Annotated in this window: 20 protein-coding genes; 10 read left to right on the top strand and 10 right to left on the bottom strand. The window is 75.6% G+C overall.

Annotated features, from left to right (window positions below; genetic code table 11):
* The first annotated feature begins 23 nt into the window (after positions 1-23).
* The 7 genes from ACI78Q_RS12200 to ACI78Q_RS12170 all read left to right on the top strand — a co-directional run bounded on the left by ACI78Q_RS12200 (position 24) and on the right by ACI78Q_RS12170 (position 7,080).
* The gene (locus tag ACI78Q_RS12200; RefSeq protein ID WP_456923639.1) at positions 24-329 is read left to right on the top strand and encodes an EthD family reductase; all 306 of its coding nucleotides are present in this window, start codon (positions 24-26) and stop codon (positions 327-329) included.
* Positions 330-357: 28 nt separating this feature from the next.
* The gene (locus tag ACI78Q_RS12195; protein WP_456923638.1) at positions 358-1,599 is read left to right on the top strand and encodes an LLM class flavin-dependent oxidoreductase; all 1,242 of its coding nucleotides are present in this window, start codon (positions 358-360) and stop codon (positions 1,597-1,599) included.
* Between the two features lie 101 nt (positions 1,600-1,700).
* Entirely contained in the window at positions 1,701-2,462 is a 762-nt protein-coding gene (gene fabG, locus ACI78Q_RS12190) for a 3-oxoacyl-ACP reductase FabG (RefSeq protein ID WP_456923637.1), read from the top strand.
* An 88-nt stretch (positions 2,463-2,550) separates the two neighbouring features.
* Positions 2,551-3,735, top strand: coding sequence for a thiolase family protein (locus tag ACI78Q_RS12185; protein WP_456923636.1), 1,185 nt, complete (start codon positions 2,551-2,553; stop codon positions 3,733-3,735).
* Between the two features lie 53 nt (positions 3,736-3,788).
* On the top strand, positions 3,789-5,012 hold the full coding sequence (locus ACI78Q_RS12180) for an acyl-CoA dehydrogenase family protein (protein ID WP_456923635.1): 1,224 nt from the start codon (positions 3,789-3,791) through the stop codon (positions 5,010-5,012).
* Positions 5,009-6,028 (top strand): phosphotransferase family protein, encoded by a 1,020-nt coding sequence (locus tag ACI78Q_RS12175; protein WP_456923634.1) that lies wholly within the window; start codon positions 5,009-5,011, stop codon positions 6,026-6,028. The genes ACI78Q_RS12180 and ACI78Q_RS12175 overlap by 4 nt, the downstream gene beginning before the upstream one ends.
* On the top strand, positions 6,025-7,080 hold the full coding sequence (locus tag ACI78Q_RS12170; RefSeq protein WP_456923633.1) for a helix-turn-helix domain-containing protein: 1,056 nt from the start codon (positions 6,025-6,027) through the stop codon (positions 7,078-7,080). Before ACI78Q_RS12175 ends, ACI78Q_RS12170 begins: the two co-directional genes overlap by 4 nt.
* A gap of 109 nt (positions 7,081-7,189) precedes the next feature.
* Here the strand turns inward: ACI78Q_RS12170 and ACI78Q_RS12165 are convergent, their stop codons facing one another.
* Positions 7,190-8,224, bottom strand: coding sequence for an alpha/beta fold hydrolase (locus ACI78Q_RS12165; protein ID WP_456923632.1), 1,035 nt, complete (start codon positions 8,222-8,224; stop codon positions 7,190-7,192).
* Between the two features lie 235 nt (positions 8,225-8,459).
* Between ACI78Q_RS12165 and ACI78Q_RS12160 the strand changes: the two genes are divergently transcribed.
* Positions 8,460-8,912: a hypothetical protein gene (locus ACI78Q_RS12160; RefSeq protein ID WP_456923631.1), complete on the top strand. Its 453-nt coding sequence runs from the start codon at positions 8,460-8,462 to the stop codon at positions 8,910-8,912.
* Here ACI78Q_RS12160 and ACI78Q_RS12155 read toward each other — a convergent pair.
* The gene (locus ACI78Q_RS12155) at positions 8,904-10,268 is read right to left on the bottom strand and encodes a S8 family peptidase (RefSeq protein WP_456923630.1); all 1,365 of its coding nucleotides are present in this window, start codon (positions 10,266-10,268) and stop codon (positions 8,904-8,906) included. The genes ACI78Q_RS12160 and ACI78Q_RS12155 overlap by 9 nt on opposite strands.
* 118 nt (positions 10,269-10,386) lie before the next feature.
* Between ACI78Q_RS12155 and ACI78Q_RS12150 the strand changes: the two genes are divergently transcribed.
* On the top strand, positions 10,387-13,062 hold the full coding sequence (locus ACI78Q_RS12150) for a CHAT domain-containing protein (protein ID WP_456923629.1): 2,676 nt from the start codon (positions 10,387-10,389) through the stop codon (positions 13,060-13,062).
* 184 nt (positions 13,063-13,246) lie between these two features.
* Here ACI78Q_RS12150 and ACI78Q_RS12145 read toward each other — a convergent pair whose 3' ends face one another.
* The 8 genes from ACI78Q_RS12145 to ACI78Q_RS12110 all read right to left on the bottom strand — a co-directional run bounded on the left by ACI78Q_RS12145 (position 13,247) and on the right by ACI78Q_RS12110 (position 18,439).
* Positions 13,247-13,819 (bottom strand): RNA polymerase sigma factor, encoded by a 573-nt coding sequence (locus tag ACI78Q_RS12145; protein ID WP_456923628.1) that lies wholly within the window; start codon positions 13,817-13,819, stop codon positions 13,247-13,249.
* Positions 13,820-13,910: 91 nt separating this feature from the next.
* Complete coding sequence (locus ACI78Q_RS12140) at positions 13,911-14,081, bottom strand: hypothetical protein (protein WP_456923627.1); 171 nt, start codon at positions 14,079-14,081, stop codon at positions 13,911-13,913.
* Positions 14,082-14,151: 70 nt separating this feature from the next.
* Positions 14,152-14,655 carry a class I SAM-dependent methyltransferase gene (locus ACI78Q_RS12135; protein ID WP_456923626.1) on the bottom strand — a complete coding sequence of 168 codons (504 nt, stop codon included), beginning with the start codon at positions 14,653-14,655 and terminating at the stop codon, positions 14,152-14,154.
* The gene (locus ACI78Q_RS12130; protein WP_456923624.1) at positions 14,646-14,891 is read right to left on the bottom strand and encodes a hypothetical protein; all 246 of its coding nucleotides are present in this window, start codon (positions 14,889-14,891) and stop codon (positions 14,646-14,648) included. The genes ACI78Q_RS12135 and ACI78Q_RS12130 overlap by 10 nt, the downstream gene beginning before the upstream one ends.
* Before the next feature lie 26 nt (positions 14,892-14,917).
* Positions 14,918-15,121 (bottom strand): hypothetical protein, encoded by a 204-nt coding sequence (locus ACI78Q_RS12125; RefSeq protein ID WP_456923623.1) that lies wholly within the window; start codon positions 15,119-15,121, stop codon positions 14,918-14,920.
* A 177-nt stretch (positions 15,122-15,298) separates the two neighbouring features.
* Entirely contained in the window at positions 15,299-16,528 is a 1,230-nt protein-coding gene (gene mftD / locus ACI78Q_RS12120; protein WP_456923622.1) for a pre-mycofactocin synthase MftD, read from the bottom strand.
* Positions 16,529-16,617: 89 nt separating this feature from the next.
* Positions 16,618-17,448: a phosphotransferase gene (locus tag ACI78Q_RS12115; RefSeq protein WP_456923621.1), complete on the bottom strand. Its 831-nt coding sequence runs from the start codon at positions 17,446-17,448 to the stop codon at positions 16,618-16,620.
* 40 nt (positions 17,449-17,488) lie between these two features.
* On the bottom strand, positions 17,489-18,439 hold the full coding sequence (locus ACI78Q_RS12110) for a sugar-binding transcriptional regulator (RefSeq protein ID WP_456923620.1): 951 nt from the start codon (positions 18,437-18,439) through the stop codon (positions 17,489-17,491).
* A 153-nt stretch (positions 18,440-18,592) separates the two neighbouring features.
* Here ACI78Q_RS12110 and ACI78Q_RS12105 point away from each other — a divergent pair, with 153 nt between their 5' ends.
* A complete protein-coding gene (locus ACI78Q_RS12105; RefSeq protein WP_456923619.1) occupies positions 18,593-19,996 on the top strand; it encodes an ABC transporter substrate-binding protein in 1,404 nt (467 codons plus the stop codon).
* Positions 19,997-20,031 lie beyond the last annotated feature (35 nt).

Raw genomic sequence — 20,031 nt, 5'->3', positions numbered from 1 at the left:
CACCACCTGCCCAGGAGGCTCCCGTGATCAAGCTGACCGTCCTGTACGACCGCCCCTCCGACGTGGAGGCGTTCGAGGCCTACTACATGGCCAACCACGTGCCGCTGGCCCGCAAGGTGCCGGGACTCGACGACATCGAGGTGACGCTGTTCCAGCCGGGCCCCGACGGGTCGCTGCCGACGTACCACCTGATGGCCGAGCTGACCTTCGACGACGCCGCGGCCATGCAGGCCGCCCTCGGCTCGGAGGAGGGCAAGGCGCTCGGCGCCGACGTCGCCAACTTCCCCGGCACGACGTCGTCGACCCACCTCGTCGGCATCGTCGCCTGAGCGACGCGGCCGAGGAGAGGACCCCGCGATGAAGTTCCACTGGTTCGCCCAGCAGTACTACACCAAGCTCCCCGCGGACTACGGCGACGTGAACCGCAGCTCCTGGGTGACCGCGCCCATCAACGTGGCCGACCCCACCCAGGTGGGCGAGGACTACCACATGTACATCCGGCTGATGCAGCAGGCCGACGGCCTCGGCTGGGACTCGTTGCTGCTCAACGAGCACCACCAGACGTCGCTGGCGATGACGCCGTCGCCCAACCTGATCGCCAGCATCCTGGCGGCGACCACGGAGAACGCCGCGATCGCGCTGTGCGGCAACTCCCTGGCCCTCTACAACCCGCCGATCCGGGTCGCCGAGGAGATCGCGATGCTGGACTGCCTCTCCGGCGGCCGGATCATCGCCGGCATCGTGTTCGGCACGCCGATGGACACCGCGTTCTCCTACGGGGTGCCGCCGATCGAGCTGCGCGAGCGCTTCCACGAGGCGCGCGACCTCATCACCCGCGCGTGGAAGGCCGAGGAGCCGTTCGCCTTCAACGGCAAGTACACCCAGCTGCGGTACGTGAACACCTGGCCGCGGCCGGTCCAGGACGACATCCCCGTCTGGATCCCGGGCAGCGGCAGCCCGGAGACCTGGGACGTCGTCAACGCGCTGGACTACTGCTACGGCTACCTGTCCTTCTCGGGGAAGCAGAGCGCCGAGCCCATCGTGAAGGGGTTCTGGGACTACACCGAGAGCCAGGGCGCGAACATGAACCCCAACCGCATGGCCTTCACCCAGGTGATCTGCTGCGCCGACACCGACGAGGAGGCGGAGCGGCAGTACTCCGAGGCGGTCAAGTACTTCTACCGGCAGAACCCGACCGCCATCGAGTTCGCGACCCCGCCGGGGTACAACACGCCGGCGTCGATCCGGAGCACCCTGGAGCGGGCGAAGGTGATCAGCAACGAGGAGCGGCTCAAGGCCGCGCGCGGTGAGCTCAGCTTCTGGGAGTACGACGAGCTGGGCTACATCATCGCCGGCACCCCGGAGCGGGTGGCGCAGCGCGTGCGGGCGCTCGCGACCGATCTGCGGATCGGTCAGCTGATCACCTGCATGCACGTCGGGAACCTCCCCGAGGAGGTCGCCGCGGAGAACAACCGGCTCTTCGGCACCGAGGTCATGCCGCAGCTGCGCGACCTGTGGGCCGACGAGGAGGACCGCTGGACGCCGAAGGTCTCCCAGGAGCGGGTGGCCGCCAAGTTCGGCAGCGGGCTGCCGCAGTAGGCGGTCCGGACGGCCGGACGGCGCCACGTGCGCCGTCCGGCCGCCCGGCCGGGAACCCGACCGGCGACTGGCTCGGCGGGACGACGAGCGGAGTGGGGACGATGAGCGGCGGCAACGGACGGACGGCAGTGGTGACGGGGGCGGCCCGCGGGATCGGGGCCGCCGTGGCCCGCCGGCTGGCTGCGGACGGCTTCGCCGTCGGGGTGCTCGACCTCGACGAGCGTGGGGCCAAGGAGACGGCGGAGGAGATCCAGGCGGCCGGCGGGCGGGCGTTCGCCGCCGCGGTCGACGTGGCCGACCCCGAGGCCGTCGCCTCGGCCGTCGAGCAGGTCACGGCGTCGCTGGGGCCGCCGACGGTGCTGGTCAACAACGCGGGCGTGACCCGCGACAACCTGCTGTTCAAGATGACCGAGTCCGACTGGGACACGGTGATGGACGTGCACCTGCGCGGCGCCTTCCTCATGACCCGCGCGGTGCAGGAGCACATGGTCGAGGCCGGCTGGGGCCGCGTGGTCAACCTGTCGAGCATCTCGGCGCTGGGCAACCGCGGCCAGGCCAACTACTCGGCGGCCAAGGCCGGCCTGCAGGGCTTCACCAAGACCCTCGCCATCGAGCTGGGCCGCTTCGGGGTGACGGCGAACGCCATCGCCCCCGGCTTCATCGAGACGGAGATGACGCGGGCCACGGCCGAGCGGGTCGGCGTCCCCTTCGAGGAGTTCATGGCCGCCGCCGCCGCGGAGATCCCCGTCCGGCGGGTCGGTCAGCCCGAGGACATCGCTTCCGTGGTGTCCTTCCTCACAGGCGAGGGTGCGGGCTTCGTGTCGGGGCAGGTCGTCTACGTCGCCGGCGGTCCCCGCGCCTGAGCCGGGTGCCCGGCCGGCACGGGGCAGCCGGAGCCCGGTGCTCCCGGAGCCCGCGCCCCCCATCTCGAGAAGAAGAAGAAGGACGGACATGTCGGAGAACGGTCGGATCGTCGTGCTGGGCGGTGCCCGGACACCCGTGGGCAGCTTCGGCGGCGCCCTGAAGGACGTGCCGGCGCACGAGCTCGGTGCGGCGGCCACCCGGGCCGCGCTGGAGCGGACCGCGGTCGCGCCGGAGGACGTCGACGAGGTCGTCATGGGCTGCATCGGCCAGGTCGGCGCGGACGCCTACAACGCCCGGCGGGTCGCGCTGGCCGCCGGTCTGCCGACCCGGACCCCGGCGCACACGGTGAACCGGCTGTGCGGCTCGGGCCTGCAGGCGGTGTGGTCGGCGGCGATGCAGATCCGCTGGGGTGCGGCCGGGATCGCCGTGGCCGGCGGCGACGAGTCGATGTCGCGGATGCCGTTCTACGACTTCGGCGCCCGCAACGGCTGGCGGCTGGGCGACCGCACCCTGGTCGACGGCACGGTCATGATGCTCACCGACCCGTTCTCCGAGATCCACATGGGCGTCACCGCCGAGCGGGTCGCCGACCGGTACGGCGTGAGCCGCGCCGAGCAGGACGAGTTCGCCCTCGAGTCGCAGCGGCGCGCGGCCACCGTCGAGGCCAAGGCCGCCTTCGACGAGGAGATCGTGCCGGTGACCACCGGTGGCCGCCGGCCGGTCACCGTCGCCGCCGACGAGCACCCCAAGCCGGGCACCACCCTGGAGGCGCTGGCCGCGCTGCGGCCGGCGTTCCAGAAGGAGGGGACGGTCACGGCCGGCAACTCCTCCGGCATCAACGACGGCGCCGCCGCGCTGGTGCTCAGCACCGAGGAGCTCGCCCGCGAGCGCGGCGCCACCGGGCTGGTCGCCCTGGAGGCGGTGACCACCGCGGCGCTGGAGCCGGAACTCATGGGCTACGCGCCGGTGCTGGCCCTGCAGGCCCTGTTCGAGAAGACCGGGACCACCCCGGCCGACATCGGCACCGTCGAGCTCAACGAGGCCTTCGCCGCGCAGGCCGTCGCCTGCATCCGGGACGCCGGCCTGGACCCCGAGCGCACCAACCCCTTCGGCGGGGCCATCGCCCTGGGCCACCCGGTCGGCGCCACCGGGGCGATCCTGACCCTGCGGGTGGTGCAGGACATGCTCCGCCGCGACCTCGAGCTGGGCGTCGTGTCGATGTGCATCGGCGGCGGCCAGGCGCTGGCCGCGCTGTTCCGCCGGATCGGCTGACCCGCGCCGGCGGTCGCCCGTCCCCGTCCCGACCCCCAGAGGAGACCCGCCCCGTGAGCAGTACGACGGCCGCGCCCGCCGGCCCCGGCAGTGCCCAGCCCGACGTCCCCGACCTCGTGGCCCGGACCCGGGAGCTGGTGCGCGAGGTGGTCCTCCCGGTGGACGACCGGTTCGACGGCGATGTGACCGCCGCGGGCGGGGACGCGCTGCGCCGGGAGCTGCAGGGGGCGGCGCGGGAGCGCGGGCTGCTGGCGCCGCACGCGCCGGTGGACGTCGGCGGCCTCGGGCTGTCGATGCTGCAGCGGGCGCGGGTGTTCGAGGCGGCCGGGTACTCGCTGTTCGGCGGGCTGGCGATCAACGCCGCGGCACCGGACGAGGGCAACGTGCACCTGCTGGCGCACGTGGCGACGCCGGCGCAGCGGGAGGAGTACCTGGCTCCGCTGGTGGCCGGTGAGGTGCGCTCGGCCTTCGCGATGACCGAGCCCGCGCCGGGTGCGGGCTCGGACCCGGCGGCGCTGGCCACGACGGCGTCCCGGGTGGCCGGCGGGTGGCGGATCGACGGGCGCAAGACGTTCATCACCGGCGCCGACGGGGCCGGCTTCTTCATCATCATGGCCCGCACCAGCGGGTCCCCCGGGGAGCGCGGGGGCGGCACGATGTTCCTCGCCCCGGCCGGGGCACCGGGCCTCGAGGTGGGCCGGCACGTGCCGACGATGGACCGCTCGATGGTCGGCGGGCACTGCGAGGTGGTCTTCGACGGGCTCGTCGTCCCCGACGACGCGGTGCTCGGCGAGGTCGACCAGGGGTTCGCCAACGCCCAGGTGCGGCTCGGGCCGGCCCGGATGACCCACGTGATGCGGTGGCTGGGCGCGGCGGTGCGGGCGCACGAGGTGGCGGTGGAGCACGCGGCGGCCCGGCGCGGCTTCGGCAGCGCGATCGCCGACCTGGGCCTCGCGCAGCAGCTGATCGCCGACAACGAGATCGACCTCGCGGCCACGCGGGCGCTGCTGGACGTGGCCTGCGCGGCGCTGGACGCCGGCTCGTCGGCGGGCCAGGAGACGTCGATCGCGAAGGCGTTCGGCGGGGAGGCGATCGGGCGGGTCGTGGACCGGGCGATGCAGCTGTGCGGGGGGCTCGGGGTGTCGGCGGACCTGCCGATCGCCCGCATCGCCCGCGAGGTCCGCCCGTTCCGGGTCTACGACGGGCCGTCGGAGGTGCACCGGTTCGCCATCGCCAAGCGCGCGGTCCGGGCCGCCCGGACGCGGACGGCGTCGTGAGCGGCCTGCCCGGGCTGGACCTCGACGCCCTGGCGGCCCACCTCGCCGCCCACGGGGTGCAGCCTGCGGGCCCGCTCACGGCCGAGCTGATCGCCGGCGGCCGGTCGAACCTGACCTACGCGGTGACCGACGGCGCCTCCCGGTGGGTGGTGCGCCGGCCGCCGCTGGCCGGCCTCACCGCGTCGGCGCACGACATGGTCCGGGAGCACCGGGTGACCAGCGCGCTGCAGGGCACCGCGGTGCCGGTCGCCCGGCCGGTCAGCCTCTGCGAGGACGAGTCGGTGCTCGGCGCCCCGTTCACCGTGGTGGAGTGGGTGGACGGCGTGGTGGTCCGCGACCGGGAGGACCTGGCCGCGCTCTCCGACGACGCGCTGGCGCGGACCACGACCGGGCTGGTCGACGTGCTCGTGGCGCTGCACGCGGTCGACGTCGACGCCGTGGGACTCGCCGGGTTCGGCCGGCCCGAGGGCTTCCTCACCCGGCAGGTGGCGCTCTGGCGGCGGCAGTGGGACTCCGTCCACACCCGGGAGTTCCCCGACCTCGAGCGGCTGCACGCCCTGCTCGCCGACCGGGTGCCCGCGAGGTCGGAGGTCGCCGTCGTGCACGGGGACTACCGCATCGACAACGCCATCCTCGACCGGGACGACCCGGGCACGGTCCGCGCCGTCGTCGACTGGGAGCTGTCGACGCTCGGTGACCCGCTGACCGACGTGGCCCTGATGTGCGTGTACCGCCACCCGGCTCTCGACGTCGTCCTCGGCATCCCCGCGGCCTGGACCAGCCCCCGGCTGCCGGCGCCGGACGCGCTGGCCGAGGCCTACACCCGCAGCTCCGGCCGCGCCCTCGGCGACTGGCCGTTCTACCTGGGCCTGGCCCACCTCAAGCTGGCGGTCATCGCCGAGGGGATCGCGCACCGCGCCCACGCCGGCGCCGACGCCGGGCGGGACGCCCGCCGGGCGGCCGACGCCGTGCCCGGCCTGGTCGCGGCCGGCCTCGACGCGCTCGGGGCGGGATGACCGCCACGCTCGCGGCGCCGCTCGCCGTCCGGCCGGCCGGCGGGCGCCGCGCCCCGGCCCCCGCGAGGGGCGACGGGCCGCGGACGCTGGCCGAGGCCCGCGCGGCGGCGGGGCTGACCGCGACGGAGCTGGCCCAGGCCCTGCTGGTGAGCCGGCCGACCGTGGCCGCGTGGGAGAAGGGCGTCCGCCGGCCCGTCCGCGGGCACTGGCCGCTGCTCGGCACGCTGCTGGGGCTGCCGCCCGACGGGGTCGACGCCCTGTTCGCCGACCACCCGCCGGCCCGGCTGGACGGCGCACCGCTGCCGTCGCTGGCGGCGGTCCGGCGGCGGGCCGGCCTGAGCGGGCGCGCGCTCGCGCGGCTGCTGGCGGTGGCGCCCACGACCCTCTCCATGTGGGAGACCGCCGGCGTGCCGGTGCCCGCGGGCGTCGCGGCGGAGCTCGCCCGGGTCCTGGACACCGACGTGGCGACGCTGGCGGCGCGTCCCGCTCGGCGGATCCCGGGCCCGGATCCCCGGCCGCTGCGCCGGCTGCGGCGGGAGGCCGGCATGTCGCAGCGCGAGGCCGCGGCGTACCTGCGGGTGGCCCTGGGGACGCTGGCCCGGTACGAGGCGGGGGACCGGCAGGTGCCGGTGGCCGTGGCCCGGCGCATGGCCGTCGTCTACCGGCGCGCGACCGCCGAGGTGGTCGGCGCCTGCGGCATCGACCTGCCCCCACTCCCGCCCGGCCCGCGCTGGCGACCGCGGGAGGTCCCCGAGGGTCTGCGGGCCGCGCGGCTGTCCGCCGGTCTCACCCGGGCCGCCCTCGGCCGCGCCGTGGACCGGTCGGGGCAGACGGTCGGCGCGTGGGAGGCCGGGGTCCGGAGCCCCGGGCCGCAGACGTGCCGGCGCCTGGAGGTCGTGCTCGGGCTCCCCGCCGGGACCCTCCCGTGCCCGACCGGCACGCCGGCGCGGCGCGGTTTGCCGGGCGGGAGCACGGGCATGCCGCACCGTGAGGCCGCGGCGCACCGGGGCCAGCCCCTGGACCCCCCGTCGGAAGTGCCGGCGGGACGATGAGAGGAGTGGACAGTGCACGGGACGCCCTGTGACCACGGCAACCACACGTTCTGCACCCACGACTGCGAGTGCGCCTGTCACGGGGACGACTGACGCGGCCGTCCGGCGGTCAGGCCGGGCGGGCCAGCAGCTCCCGCAGGGTGTCGTCGACGAACTTGTTGTCGGCCTCGTTCATGCCGAGGCCGGCGAAGTGCCCCCAGATGGTGTTGATGACCCGGACCTCGCCGTGCTCGATGAACTGGGAGGCCCACTCCTCGTCCTCGGGCGGGAAGTACAGGTCGGTCCGGGCCGGCATGGAGATCAGCGGGCAGCGGATCGACCGCAGCGCCGCCTCGGTGTCGCCGTCGAACCCCGGGGTCTTCCCGACGTCGCCGTTCTCCCACGTCCAGAGCATCGCCAGCAGGTTGTTCGGGTCACGGCCGTCCAGCCAGAAGCCCTCCCAGAAGCCGACGAGGAAGTCCTCCAGCGAGGAGTAGCCCATCTCCCGGTAGGTGCGCTGCCAGTAGAACGCCTGGGAGAGGCCCCAGCCGGCGTAGATGCGGGCGAAGGCGCGCAGGCCCGCGGTGGGCAGCGCGTCGGGGGAGTAGTGGCCGCCCTTGAACGCCGGGTCGAGGGTCAGCGTGGCGCGCAGGCTCTTGAGGAAGACCTGGTTGTGCTCACTGGTGCGGCTGGAGCCGACGATCGGCGCCGCGCGCTTGACCATCTCGGGGTGGCTCACCGCCCACTGGTAGGTCTGCCCGGCCCCCATGGAGGAGCCCACCACCAGCTCGAGGGACTCGATGCCCCACTTCTGCGTGAGCAGGCGGTGCTGGGCCTCGACCTGGTCGTAGAAGGTGACCGCCGGGAAGTGCGGGCCGTCGAAGGGCGGTGGCGTGTTGCTGGGCGAGCTGGACAGGCCGTTGTTGAGCTGGTTCGGGACGACGACGAAGTACTGGCCGGGGTCGCACGCGGTGCCCGGCGCGAACGACCACTCGTTGGCGTCGTGCCACGCGCTGAACCAGGTGGGGTGGAGGATCACGTTCGACCGGTCCAGGTTCAGCGTGCCGTAGGTCTTGTAGGCCAGGCGCGCACCCCGGAGGGTGGCCCCGCTCTGGAGCGGCAGGTCCCCGAGGTCGAACAGCTCGTGGTCGGTGGGCGCAGGCACGGCGACTCCTTCCCTGGGAGGGGCGCCAGCGTTCTCGCTCGGCTCCGTCGGCCGCAAGGCCCGGCAGCGCGGCGAGTTCCTGCCGGGAGGGTGTATCCCGGCGGCCTCCCGCGGCTCTGCATCGAGACAGGCCGGAGTGGCGTCGCCGGGCGAGCCGGACGCTCCCTGGTGGTCCGGCGGACGGGGGTGGACGATGCACCGCAGACCCGGACGAGGAGGAGGGAGGTGACCCCCGATGACGACTCCCGGCCCCGATGAGGACGACCGGCTGCTGGACCTGATCGGCCAGGCCGTCCGGTCGGTCGGACCGATCCCCCCGGCGGCGCGGGCCGCCGGCGAGGCGGCCTGGTCCTGGCGGACCGTCGACGCCGAGCTCGCCGCCCTCACCCACGACTCCACGGCGGGCGAGCCCGTCCTGCAACGCAGCGCACCCACGACGCCGCGCACCCTCGTCTTCGAGGGCGGCGGGCTGGCCGTCGAGCTCAGCGTGACCGAGGAGGGCCTGGTCGGTCAGCTGGTCCCACCGACGGAGGGGGAGGTCACCCTGCTCAGCCGGGCCGGCGTCCTGGACCACACGACCGTCGACGAGGTCGGCTGCTTCACCTTCGACGAACCCGCCGGCGGCGAGGTCCAGCTGCGCTGCGGTACCTCCTCGGGCGTCCTGCGGACCGACTGGTTCTCACTCTGAGCTGCTCTGCACGGCCTCGGGTGCCCGCTCGCGGTCGAGCAGCGGCAGGAACCGTGGCGACTGCGGCCGGCCGCCCTTCAGCGCCTCCACCCGACGGTCGGGGAACTCCGCCAGGAGGGCCTCCCACGCGGCGCGCGCGGTCGTGCGCCCCGGCACCGTCCGCGCCGCGATCGCCCCGCTGACCAGGGCCGCCGCGAACGAGCTGCCGCTCCAGCGGGCGATCCCCTCGAACCTCTCCTCGGCCTTCGTCCGGCCGGTCAGGTCGACGAGCACGGAGCCGTACAGGTACGTCGAGTCGACGTCGACGCCGTCGGCCAGGACGTCGATCCAGGGCGCCCGCCGGGGCGTGAACTCGGCCTCGGCGCCATCCCGCCGGCCGTCCCCGGCGCCGACGGCGATGACGTCGTCCAGGGCCGCCGGCCAGGCCGGCTTGCGCAGGTCCTGGTCCGTGAGGTGGTCCAGCGGGCGCCGCGTCTTCCCGTGGTTGCCCGCGGCGGCCACCACCACGATCTCCGGGTCCAGCCGGTCGATCGCGGCGGCGAGGGCCAGCGGCGGCTGCCCGTCCTCGGTGTAGCAGACCATCGACAGGTTGAGGACGTCGATGCCGGCGCGGCCGAGCTCGACGATGGCCTTGGCCACGTCCCACGACTCGGCCTGCCCGTCGGCGTCGGAGAGGACCCGGCGCGCCTCGATCATGCAGCCCGGAGCCATGCGCAGGACCAGGCCGGTGACGAAGGTGCCGTGCCCGGCGATCGCCGGGTACGGCGGCTGGTTGGCGAGGACGTCCTGCGGCGAGCCGATCCAGCGGCCCGCGAGCCACTCGTGCTCGGCGACGGAGGTGTCGAGCACCCCGACGCGGACGCCGAGCCCCGGCCGGGCCACACGCAGGTCCGGCACCCAGGCGGAGAGCACAGGGTCGGAGCCGCCGCCGTGGGAGATGTGCCCGCCACCCTCCACGTGCCCGACCAGCCGGTTCTTGCCGATGGTCGGCGTCCACCCGGCGAACTCGTCGGCGAAGTGGGTGCGCAGCCCCCGCAGGAGGCGGTCCATCGCGGTCCTCGGCGGCTCGGACCGCTCCACCGGCGCCTGCTGTGCCGCCGGCTGCGTCTTCTCCCTCTCCGCCTTCTCCGCGAGCCTCGCCTCCACCTGCTCGGCTGCCTCCTCGTCGCTGCCCTCCAGCCGCACCAGGGCGAGGCCGAGGTCAGGGCTGCGGTCGACGTGCCCGGTCGGCACCCCGAGGTCCTGCGCCAGCACCCGCACGACCTCGTCGCAGTGCTCGAGGGCCACGACGAGCTCGGGGCTGTCCTGGGCCTTGTAGTAGGCGTGGCGAATGCCCTGTGGTTCGTAGACGTCCACCGGTTCCCCCTCCGCGGGCGCGCTGCGTGCGGCGAGTGTCGCGGTCCGTGGCGCCTCCCAGAACGGCCCGGGTCGTTGGACCGTTGACTCGCCTGGGTGGGGAGCGGACCGTCGTCGCGTGAGTTCCGTGCGTGAGCGCCCGGTGCGCCCACCGCCCGCTGCCGACCTGGAGGCCACCGCGGTCCGTGCGATGGAGGTCGCCAGCCTGCGGCCCGGCGAGGCGCGGGCGCTCGGGTCCTCGGTCGTGGGGCCGGCCCGCGAGCTCGGGGCGTGGTCGGCGGTGAGCATCGCCGAGCGCGCGCTCGGCGTGGCCGCGATGAACCTCAGCGAGATCGACGTGGCGGTGATCCACCTGCGGGCCGCCGTCGCGGCCGGACGCCGGGCCGGGTCCCGTACCCGGGTCGGTGAGGCCCGGATGAGCCTGGCCTCGGCACTCACGCTGCGCGGCCAGACGGGGCGCGCGTCCCGGGAGATCGACGCGGCCGTGCGCGACCTCGACGGCGTCCAGGGCGCCCGCGCCCGGGTCCAGCGGGCGGCCATCCTGCAGGAGCTCGGCCGGTACGACGCCGCCCTGGACGAGCTGCGTCGCACGCTGCCGGTGCTCCGGCAGGCCGGCGAGGCGCAGTGGGCGGCCCGCGCCCTGAACAACCGGAGCCTCATCCACCTGGGACGACGCGCCTTCGGCGCCGCGGAGGCCGACCTGCTCGACGCCCGGCGGCTGTGCCAGGACCACCAGCTCGACCTGCTCGTCGCCTACGCGGAGCAGAACCTCGGTTGCGTCAAGGCCACCCGCGGCGACGTCCCCGCGTGCCTGCGGCACTTCGACGCCGCGGAGGAGCACTACGCGCGGCACGACGTCGTCGAGCCGTCGCTGCTGGTCGACCGGGCAGGGGTGCTGCTGTCGGTGCGCCTGCTCGACGAGGCGCGGACCACGGCCGAGGCCGCCGTCGCCGCCTACGAGCAGCACGGGCGCGGCGTCCACCTGCCGGAGGCGCAGCTGCTGCTGTCCACCGTGGCCCTGGTGCAGGGCGCGACGGCGACGGCCGCGGCGAGCGCCGACGCGGCGGTCCGCGGCTTCCGCCGCCTCGGGCGGGTCAACTCCCTCGCGCTCGCCCGGTTCGCCCGCTTCCAGGCCCAGGTGGCGGCCGATCCGGGCGGCGTCGGCCCGGAGCGGGCGGCCCAGCTGGCCGCGGATCTCGAGGCCGCCGGCTGGCGGGTCCCGGCTCTGGAGGCGAGGGTGCTGGCCGGCCGGATGGCCCTCGACCGAGGGGACCGGGCCGTCGCCCGCCGGCACCTGCGCACGGCCAGCCGCGCCCGGCACGCCGGACCCGCCGACGCGCGGGCCCGGGCCTGGCTGGCCGAGGCGCTGCTCCGCGACGCCGACGGACGGCGGGCCGCGGCCCTGTCGGCGTTGCGGGCCGGGCTGCGCATCGTCGAGGACCACCAGGCCACCCTCGGCGCGACCGAGCTGCGCGCGCACGTCAGCCTCCAGCGCGGCGCGATCGCCCGGACCGGCCTGCGGATGGCCCTGGCCGACGGCGACCCGCGGCGGGTGCTGTGGTGGGCCGAGCGCGGGCGGGCCAGCGCCCTGCGGCTGCGCCCGGCCCGGCCGCCGGAGCACCCGGAGCTGGCCCGCGACCTGGCCGACCTGCGCTCCACGATGGCCGAGATCGAGGAGGCCCGGACCGACGGCCGCCCGGACGAGGCGCTGGTCGCCCACCAGGTGGTGCTGGAGCGCCGCATCCGAGACCGGTGCCGGACGCTCGAGGCCGGGGAGGGCGTTCCGCACCGGCTCGGGACCCCGGTGGCGGAGCTGACCGAGCCCCTGGGGGACGCCGCACTGGTGGAGTACGTGGAGCTGGAGGGCGACCTCACGGCGGTCACGGTCGTGGGGCACCGGCTGCGGCTGCACTCCCTCGGCCGGGCCGACGCGGTCCGGCAGGCGCTGACCCACGTGCCGTTCGCGCTGCACCGGCTGGCCGCAGCGCAGACCGGGCCGGCCGGCCGCGGAGCCGCCGCCGCGGCGGTGCTGGAGCGGGCGGCCGCCGTCTCCGACGAGCTGCTGCTGGCCCCTCTGCGGGCGCACGTCGGGGAACGGCCGCTGGTCGTCGTCCCCACCGGGCCGCTGCAGTCGCTGCCGTGGTCGGTGCTGCCCTCCTGCCGGGGGCGACCGGTCACGGTCAGCCCGTCGGCGACGATCTGGCAGCAGGCGGTCACCCGCCCGCGGCCGCCCGAGGACGCCGCGGTCGTCGTCGTGGCCGGGCCCGGGCTGCCGGGCGCGACGCTGGAGGCCGCGACGATCGGTGCGCTGTACCCGGGGGCGACGGTGCTCGCCGGGCCGGCGGCGACCGCGGCGCGGTTGGCCACCTGCACCGACGGCGCGGCGATGCTGCACCTGGCCGCGCACGGCGTCGTCCGCTCGGACAACGCGCTGTTCTCCGCGCTCGCGCTGGCCGACGGGCCGCTCACCGTGTACGAGCTGGAGCGCCTGGCCCGCCCGCCGTTCTCCGTCGTCCTCGCCGCGTGCGACACCGGCCGGCCGCACGTCGTCGCGGGAGGGGAGGTCCTCGGGTTCGGTGCCGCCCTGTTGGGCGGCGGCACGGCCACGCTGGTCGCGCCGGTGGTGCCGGTACCCGACGCGGCGACGGTGCCGCTGATGCGGGCCTACCACCAGGGCCTGCGCGCCGGCCGCTCGCCGGCGGAGGCGCTGGCCGCCGCCCAGGCGGGGCTCGACCCCGCGGACAGCGCCGGCCGTGCCGCCGCCGCGGCGTTCGTCTGCCTCGGCGCGGGCTGACGACGGCTGCAGGGGTGACGCGCCGTCCCGGGACGGCCCCGCCCACCGATCGGGACCGGTCCTGCCGGCTTCTGCCCGCTCGTGTGGCCACGCGGCACCGCCAGAGCGAGGGGAACACCGCGAGAGCACACGGCCGAGGCGGTCCTCGGCGCGGGCTGACGGCGGGGGACGAGGGTGCCGCGGGTCAGGCGTCCAGCAGCGCCTGCACCGCCTGCGAGGCGCGCACTCGGGCCAGGGCGCGGGCCCGGGTCGGGCCGATGCTGCCCACCGGCAGGCCCAGTCGGCGGCTGATCTCCTCGTAGGGCAGCGGCGGGTCCTCGATGAGCAGCAGCAGGAGCGACCGCTGCCGCTCGGGGAGCTCGGCCAGTGCCACCAGCAGCGTCTGGTGGCGTTCCAGCGCGAGCAGGTCGGTGTCGACGGCGGGTTCCCCGCTGCCCTCCGGCCAGCCCTCCTCGCCGAGGTCGGCGGGGGTGACCTGCTTGTTCCGCCGGAGCACGTGGAGGCACTCGTTGCGGGCCGTCGTGAGGATCCAGCCCGGCAGGGCGGCCGGCTCGCGGACGTTGCCGAGGTTCTCGACCAGCCGCAGCCACACCGTCTGCACCACGTCGTCGGCGTCGCTGCCCAGCCGGTAGCGGCGGACGACCGACAGCACCAGTGGCGTGTAGCGGTCGACCAGCGCGTTCCAGGCGGCGGAGTCTCCGGCGACCGCGGCGGCCACCAGTTGGGGTACCGGGTTCGCGTCCCCGTCGGGGTCCAACGGTCCACCCCCTCTCGGCCGGGGCTGACGTGCCCGAGAGCGTAGCGGCGGGGACGGTGCTGGGCGGGCACGCGTCCCGGTCGGAGCGCGGCTACGCGGCCGGGTCGGCCTCCAGGCTGCGCAGGAGCGCGGCTCGCTCCGCCTCGGCACGGGCGAGCTCGGCGCGCAGGTCGGTGACGACGTCGGTGAGGACGTCGAGGTGCTCGCGCTTCTCCTCCGCGGTGAGGTGCCCGAAGGAGGTGGCAGCCAGCAGGTTCGTCATCGGGGGGCCTCGCTTCCTGGTGCACGTGGGGTACCTGCTCGGAGCCGGGGGAGGCGGCGCTGATACGGCGTCAGCACCTCGTGCCCCAGGCGCACAGCCAGCCCGGGGAGCGGTCCGGGTGCACCGCCCACGCCACGTCCCGGAACCCGGCCGTGTGCAGCAGGGCGGCCAGCCGGGTGCCGCTCGGGCCACCCGATCGCACGGCGACCGTCACCCGCCCCGCCGGGCGCAGCACGCGGTACGCCTCCCGCAGGCCGCGGACGTCGTCGGGCCACGCGGGGAGGGCGTCGAGGACGCACACCCGGTCGAAGGAGCCGTCGGCCGCGGGCAGGTCCACGGCGTCCCCGCAGCGGATCCGGATCCGCCCGTCCCGCAGTGCGCTGCGGTGCCGGCGGGCGGCCCGGCGCGCCCGCCGCGGAGACGGCTCCACAGCGACGACCTCGTTGAGGAACGCCGCCGCGCTCAGCCGGCCGAGGACGGCGCCGCGCCCGCAGCCCAGGCCGAGCACGCGGTCGTCCGGCCGCACCCGGAGGTGGGGGATCGTCCAGCGGGCCGGCGTCCGGGTCAGCAGCACGCCCGTGGGCGGTTCCGCGGAACGCGGCCCGCGCGCAGCGACGAGTAGAGGTCCAGCAGACCGTCGATCCGCGTCCGGCAGCCGGCCACCTCGGCCCGGTGGTCCGGGGTGTCCTTGCGGGCCTGCCGGAGCCGGGCCGCGTCGAGGTCCTCGCGGGCCCGGGCGAGGTCGGTCGTCAGCTGGTCGAGGAGGTCGGTGGTCGGCTGGTCGAGGAGGTCGGTGGTCGGCACGGTCATGACGGCTCCCGGGGTGCGCCGGCCGGTCAGGCGGTCCGGCCGACCGGCACGACCGCGGGCGGGACGGTGCGGCGGGGGCAGGGGGACGGCACCGCCCGCAGCCGTGTGGTCCGCGACGCCGGGGTGCTCGCGCGGCGGGCGATCTGGCGGGGCAGGTGCCAGGCGGTGCAGTCGGAGCAGCCGGCGATCCACGCGCGGGTGTGCCGGGTGCACGGAGCGGTCGGAGCCATGGGACGTCCTCGGGGGTGCGGGCGGGAGGATCGGTCGGCTCGCGGGGTCGGCGGTGGCCCGGTGGGATCTGTCCCGGGAGGCCGTCGGCTTCGCGGACCTGCTGGACAGAGCCGCGCCCCTCGACGGTGATACAGCCGCCTCCCGCCGGTGGACGCGCCGCCGGCGGGAGGCGCCGGTCAGGTCCGGTCGCCCTTGCCCGAGGCGCGGGCGCCGGCGGGGGCGTCCGCGCCCGGCGCGCCCAGGTGCCGCTCGAAGAACGGGGGGATGACCAGGTCGCCGGGCTCCAGCTCGTCGACGGAGGTGTGGCCGAGCCCGATCAGGGCCGAGCCGAGGCCGTCGCGCAGCAGGTCCAGGACGTTCTCCACGCCGGCCTGGCCGTTGGCGGCCAGCCCCCACAGGTAGGCGCGGCCGATCATCACCGCCCGGGCGCCCAGGGCGAGGGCCTTGGCGACGTCGGTGCCGCGGCGGATGCCGCCGTCCATGAGGACCTCGACCTGGTCGCCCACGGCCTCGGCGATCGCGGGCAGGGCGCGGATGGCCGCCGGGGTGCCGTCGAGGTTGTTGCCGCCGTGGTTGGACACCGAGATCGCCGTGACGCCGGCGTCCACCGCGCGCTCGGCGTCGTCGACCCGCATGACGCCCTTGAGCATGAAGTGCCCACCCCACTGCTCGCGCAGCCAGGCGACGTCGTCCCACGAGGGCATCGGTGACTGGGTCCACTCGCCGTAGGCGCCGAAGAAGGTCGGCGCCGGCGCGCCGGGCTCGGCGACCATGTTGGGCACGGTGAGGTCCGGGACCTTCCCGGTCCGGGCGAAGTCGAGCAGCCACCGGGGCTTGAGCAGGACCTGCGGCGCGTACCGGCGGGCGGCCTCGAGGTCGATCTTCTCGGGGATGAACGGGCTGCCCCAGTCGCGGCCGTAGGCGAACGACCAGTCCAGCGTGGCGATGAGGCCGACCGCGCCGGCCCGGCGGGCGCGCTCCATGCGGGCGGCCATCGCGTCGCGGTCGCCGACCCAGTACATCTGGAAGAACGTCTGCGGGTTGGCCGCGACGACCTCCTCGACCGGCTTGCTGGCGAAGGAGGACAGGCCCATCGCCACGCCCCGGGCGGCCGCGGCCCGTGCGACGGCGACCTCGCCGTCGGGGTGCACGGCCTGCACGCCGGTCGGGCTGATCACCACCGGCATCGACACCGGCTGACCCATGACCGACGTCGCCAGCCGGCGGTCGTTGCTCAGGCCCGCCACGTGCGGCGCGAACCCCAGCTCGCCGAAGGCCGCGGTGTTGTCCTCGACGGTCAGCCCCCGGTCGGAGCCGGCCACCAGGGCGCCGTAGACGCCCTTCGGCAACCGCCGCTCCGCCCGCCGCTGGGCCTCCGCCACCGACTCGAACCAGGCGTTCGCCATCGCCGCACCCTCCCGTCGTCGCGTGCCGTGCCCGACCACCCTCGCCCGCCGACGGCGGGCGCGCAGCGCGGACCGGGGTCGGCCACCGGCTACCGGACCGGGGCCGCGGCGCCGCCGGCCGGCCGCCGGAGCAGCACGGCCCGCAGCCGGTCGCCGTCCTCGACGTACCACTGACGGGTGCGCTCGGCCCGCTGCAGCCCGCCGCCGGAGAGGTACTCGGCGAAGCCGGCGTGGCCGCCGGCGGCCGCGGTGCCGGCGATGTCGTAGCACCAGTCGTGGTTGAGCCGGACGGCGGTGACCAGCCGGTCCCGGTCGGCGTCGGTCAGGCCGTAGCGGTCCGCGAAGCGCCGGAGGCGGAACAGCCCGCGCCCGCGCCGCAGGTCGTCGACGTACCGGTCCGGTCGCAGCGGCGCCCACAGGCGGACGGCGCAGGCGACGTCCCAGACCCGCGAGCCGGGGCTGGCCAGGTCGAAGTCGATGAGCGCGACCGCCCGCCCGCCGCGGAACACGACGTTGTCCAGGTTGACGTCGTTGTGGCTGACCAGCTCGCCGGCGAACGGGGCGGGCGGCGACGCGGGCCAGGCGTACGGCGACGGGTCGAAGCTGCCCACCGCCCGGTGGTAGTCGCGCAGCAGCGCGGCCACGCTGTCCAGCGCCTCGTCGGTGAGCGCCCACGGCGGGTACGGCGGGGTGACCGCGGTGCCGGGCACGAACGAGAGCACTTCGCGGCCCAGGTCGTCCAGGCCCAGGAACCGGGGCGCGCCGGCGAACCCGACGTCGGCGAGGTGGCGCAGCAGGGCGTGGGTGGCCGGGCTGGTCGGGCGCAGCGGACGCCGGACGGTGTCCCCGACCCGCACGACCTCGCCGCGGTTGGCCGTGCCGCCCACCAGGGCGACCTCGGTGTCCCTGTTCTCGGGCACCGGACCTCCAGGTCCTCGTGCCCGCGCCGGCCCGGGCCCCTCAGGTCTCCTCGAGCACGGCCCGCGCGAGCGCCGTGTGGGTCACGATGCCCCCGACGAGGCCGCTGCGGAGGGCGGCGCGCACGGCCGGCGCCTTCCGCACGCCGTAGGGGACGACGACGACCTCGGGGATCGCCCGCATCTCCTCGGCGCTGATCGCGATCATCCGGTCGGCCAGCTCCGTCGGGACGGGCTCGCCCTCGGCGGAGACGAAGACGCCGGAGATGTCGGCGCAGACCCCCAGCTCGCGCAACGCCCGCCGGTCGGCCTCCGAGGCCGAGTCGTGGATGGTCGACTGGCCCGGCTCCCACAGCCCCACGCCGGCGACGGCCTTGGTGACCGACGGCAGCTGGCCGAAGGCGCGGGCGACCTCGGGCTGCTGGCGCAGGGCGCGCGCGGTGGCGGCGTCGGGCACCGTGAGCGGCGCGTAGAAGCAGTGCGCCACCCCGCCCGAGGCGGCGGCCACGTCGCGGACGACGTCGACGGAGGTGTCCGGCCCGTCGGGGAGGGAGAGCGCCCCGGTGAGCTGGACGACCGGCGTGCCCGGCAGCGGGGGGAGGGCCCGCGCCATCGCGCTGACCGACCGCGCCCAGGCCAGGCCGAGCACGTCCTGCGCCGTCACCACCTCGGCGAGCAGCTGCGCGGCGGCGCGGCCGACGTGGTCGCGCAGGGTGGGCGGGTCGTCGTCCGGCGTGTCGACGACGACCGAGTGCTGCAGCCCGTACCGGTCCCGCAGCCGCGCCGACAGGTCGACGTCGATCTCGCCGTCGTGCCGGATCTCGATGCGCACCAGGCCGCTGGCCCGCGCGGCGTCGAGCAGCCGCGCGACCTTGAACCGGCTGAGCCCGAACTCGCCGGCGATCTCCACCTTCGACCGGCCGTCGAGGTAGTAGCGGCGCGCGACGGACGCGGTGAGGACCACCTGGGCGGGGCCGGTGTCCTGCGGGGGCATGCGGGGCCCTTCTGCTCAGCCGAGCGGATCGGTCGCTCCCATTGCACCGCATCTTGACGCCGACCGGCGTCCTGACGAGACTTCCGTCACACAGATGAGGGATGAGCCGCTCAGATGAGCAGCGCTGTCCCGGTGCCTGTCCGGGGAGAGACCATGTCTGCACCCGTCCACCGAGGTCGCCGGTCCCGCCGGGCCGGGCACCGACCCCGTCTGGCACTCGCCTCGGCCACCGCCCTGGCCCTGGGGGTCAGCGGGTGCGCCGGCTGGGGCGGGGGTCCCGGCGGGGGCGGGGAGGACAGCATCAACGTGCTGATGGTCAACAACCCGCAGATGGTCGACCTGCAGCAGCTCACCGCGGAGCACTTCACCGCCGAGACCGGCATCTCGGTGAACTACACGGTGCTGCCGGAGAACGACGTCCGGGACAAGATCAGCCAGGAGTTCTCCAGCCAGGCCGGCCAGTACGACGTCGCCACACTGAGCAACTTCGAGATCCCGATCTACGCGCGCAGCGGGTGGGTGGCGCCGCTGGACGACTACATCGCGGCCGATGCCGAGTTCGACCAGGCCGACGTCCTCGGCCCGATGACACAGTCCCTCTCCGGGGACGACGGCCGGGTCTACGGCGAGCCGTTCTACGGCGAGTCCTCGTTCCTCATGTACCGCACCGACGTCCTGGAGGCGGCCGGCCTCACGATGCCGGAGAAGCCGACCTGGCAGGAGGTCGCCGACATCGCCGCGGCCGTCGACGGCACGCAGCCGGGCATGGCCGGCATCTGCCTGCGCGGGCAGCCCGGCTGGGGCCAGATCTTCGCGCCGCTGACCACGGCGGTGAACACCTTCGGCGGCACCTGGTTCACCGAGGACTGGGAGGCGCAGGTCAACAGCCCGGAGTTCGTCGAGGCCACCCAGTTCTACGTCGACCTCGTCCGCGAGCACGGGGAGGTCGGTGCACCCCAGGCCGGCTTCACCGAGTGCCTCAACAACCTGATCCAGGGCAACGTCGCCATGTGGTACGACGCCACCTCGGCCGCCGGGTCGCTCGAGGCCGAGGGCTCCCCGGTCAAGGGCAAGATCGGCTACGTCGCCGCGCCGGTGGTGGAGACCCAGAGCTCGGGGTGGCTGTACGCCTGGGCGTGGAGCATCCAGCAGGCGAGCACCAAGAAGGACAACGCGTGGGAGTTCATCTCCTGGGCGTCCAGCCGGGAGTACGAGGAGCTGGTCGGTCAGGAGCTCGGCTGGTCGCGGGTCCCGGCGGGAAAGCGGGCGTCGACCTACGAGAACCCCGACTACCTCGCGGAGGCCGGCGCCTTCGCCCAGCCGACGGTCGAGGCGATCCGGTCGGCCGACCCGTTGAACCCCGGCGTGCAGCCTCGCCCGGCGCCCGGCATCCAGTTCGTCGGCATCCCGGAGTTCCCCGACCTGGGCACGCGGGTGTCCCAGGACGTCAGCTCGGCGATCGCCGGCCGGATGACCGTGCAGGAGGCCCTCGACCGGGGGCAGCAGCTGGCCGAGGACGTCGCCGAGCGCTACCAGGAGCGGGAGTCGTCGGGATGACCGCCACCACCTCGTCGCGCGGCACGCAGCCCGCG

The sequence above is a fragment of the Geodermatophilus sp. SYSU D00705 genome (assembly GCF_054050135.1).
The sequence above is the reverse complement of the archived record's forward strand: the minus strand, read 5'-3'. Positions and strand labels throughout refer to the sequence as shown.

Coding starts and splice junctions, on each gene's coding strand:
- ACI78Q_RS12195 (WP_456923638.1), top strand. CDS start 358: ATGAAGTTCCACTGGTTCGCCCAGCAGTACTACACCAAGCTCCCCGCG.
- fabG (WP_456923637.1), top strand. CDS start 1,701: ATGAGCGGCGGCAACGGACGGACGGCAGTGGTGACGGGGGCGGCCCGC.
- ACI78Q_RS12185 (WP_456923636.1), top strand. CDS start 2,551: ATGTCGGAGAACGGTCGGATCGTCGTGCTGGGCGGTGCCCGGACACCC.
- ACI78Q_RS12170 (WP_456923633.1), top strand. CDS start 6,025: ATGACCGCCACGCTCGCGGCGCCGCTCGCCGTCCGGCCGGCCGGCGGG.
- ACI78Q_RS12160 (WP_456923631.1), top strand. CDS start 8,460: ATGACGACTCCCGGCCCCGATGAGGACGACCGGCTGCTGGACCTGATC.
- ACI78Q_RS12140 (WP_456923627.1), bottom strand. CDS start 14,081: ATGACGAACCTGCTGGCTGCCACCTCCTTCGGGCACCTCACCGCGGAG.
- ACI78Q_RS12130 (WP_456923624.1), bottom strand. CDS start 14,891: ATGACCGTGCCGACCACCGACCTCCTCGACCAGCCGACCACCGACCTC.
- ACI78Q_RS12125 (WP_456923623.1), bottom strand. CDS start 15,121: ATGGCTCCGACCGCTCCGTGCACCCGGCACACCCGCGCGTGGATCGCC.
- mftD (WP_456923622.1), bottom strand. CDS start 16,528: ATGGCGAACGCCTGGTTCGAGTCGGTGGCGGAGGCCCAGCGGCGGGCG.
- ACI78Q_RS12110 (WP_456923620.1), bottom strand. CDS start 18,439: ATGCCCCCGCAGGACACCGGCCCCGCCCAGGTGGTCCTCACCGCGTCC.
- ACI78Q_RS12105 (WP_456923619.1), top strand. CDS start 18,593: ATGTCTGCACCCGTCCACCGAGGTCGCCGGTCCCGCCGGGCCGGGCAC.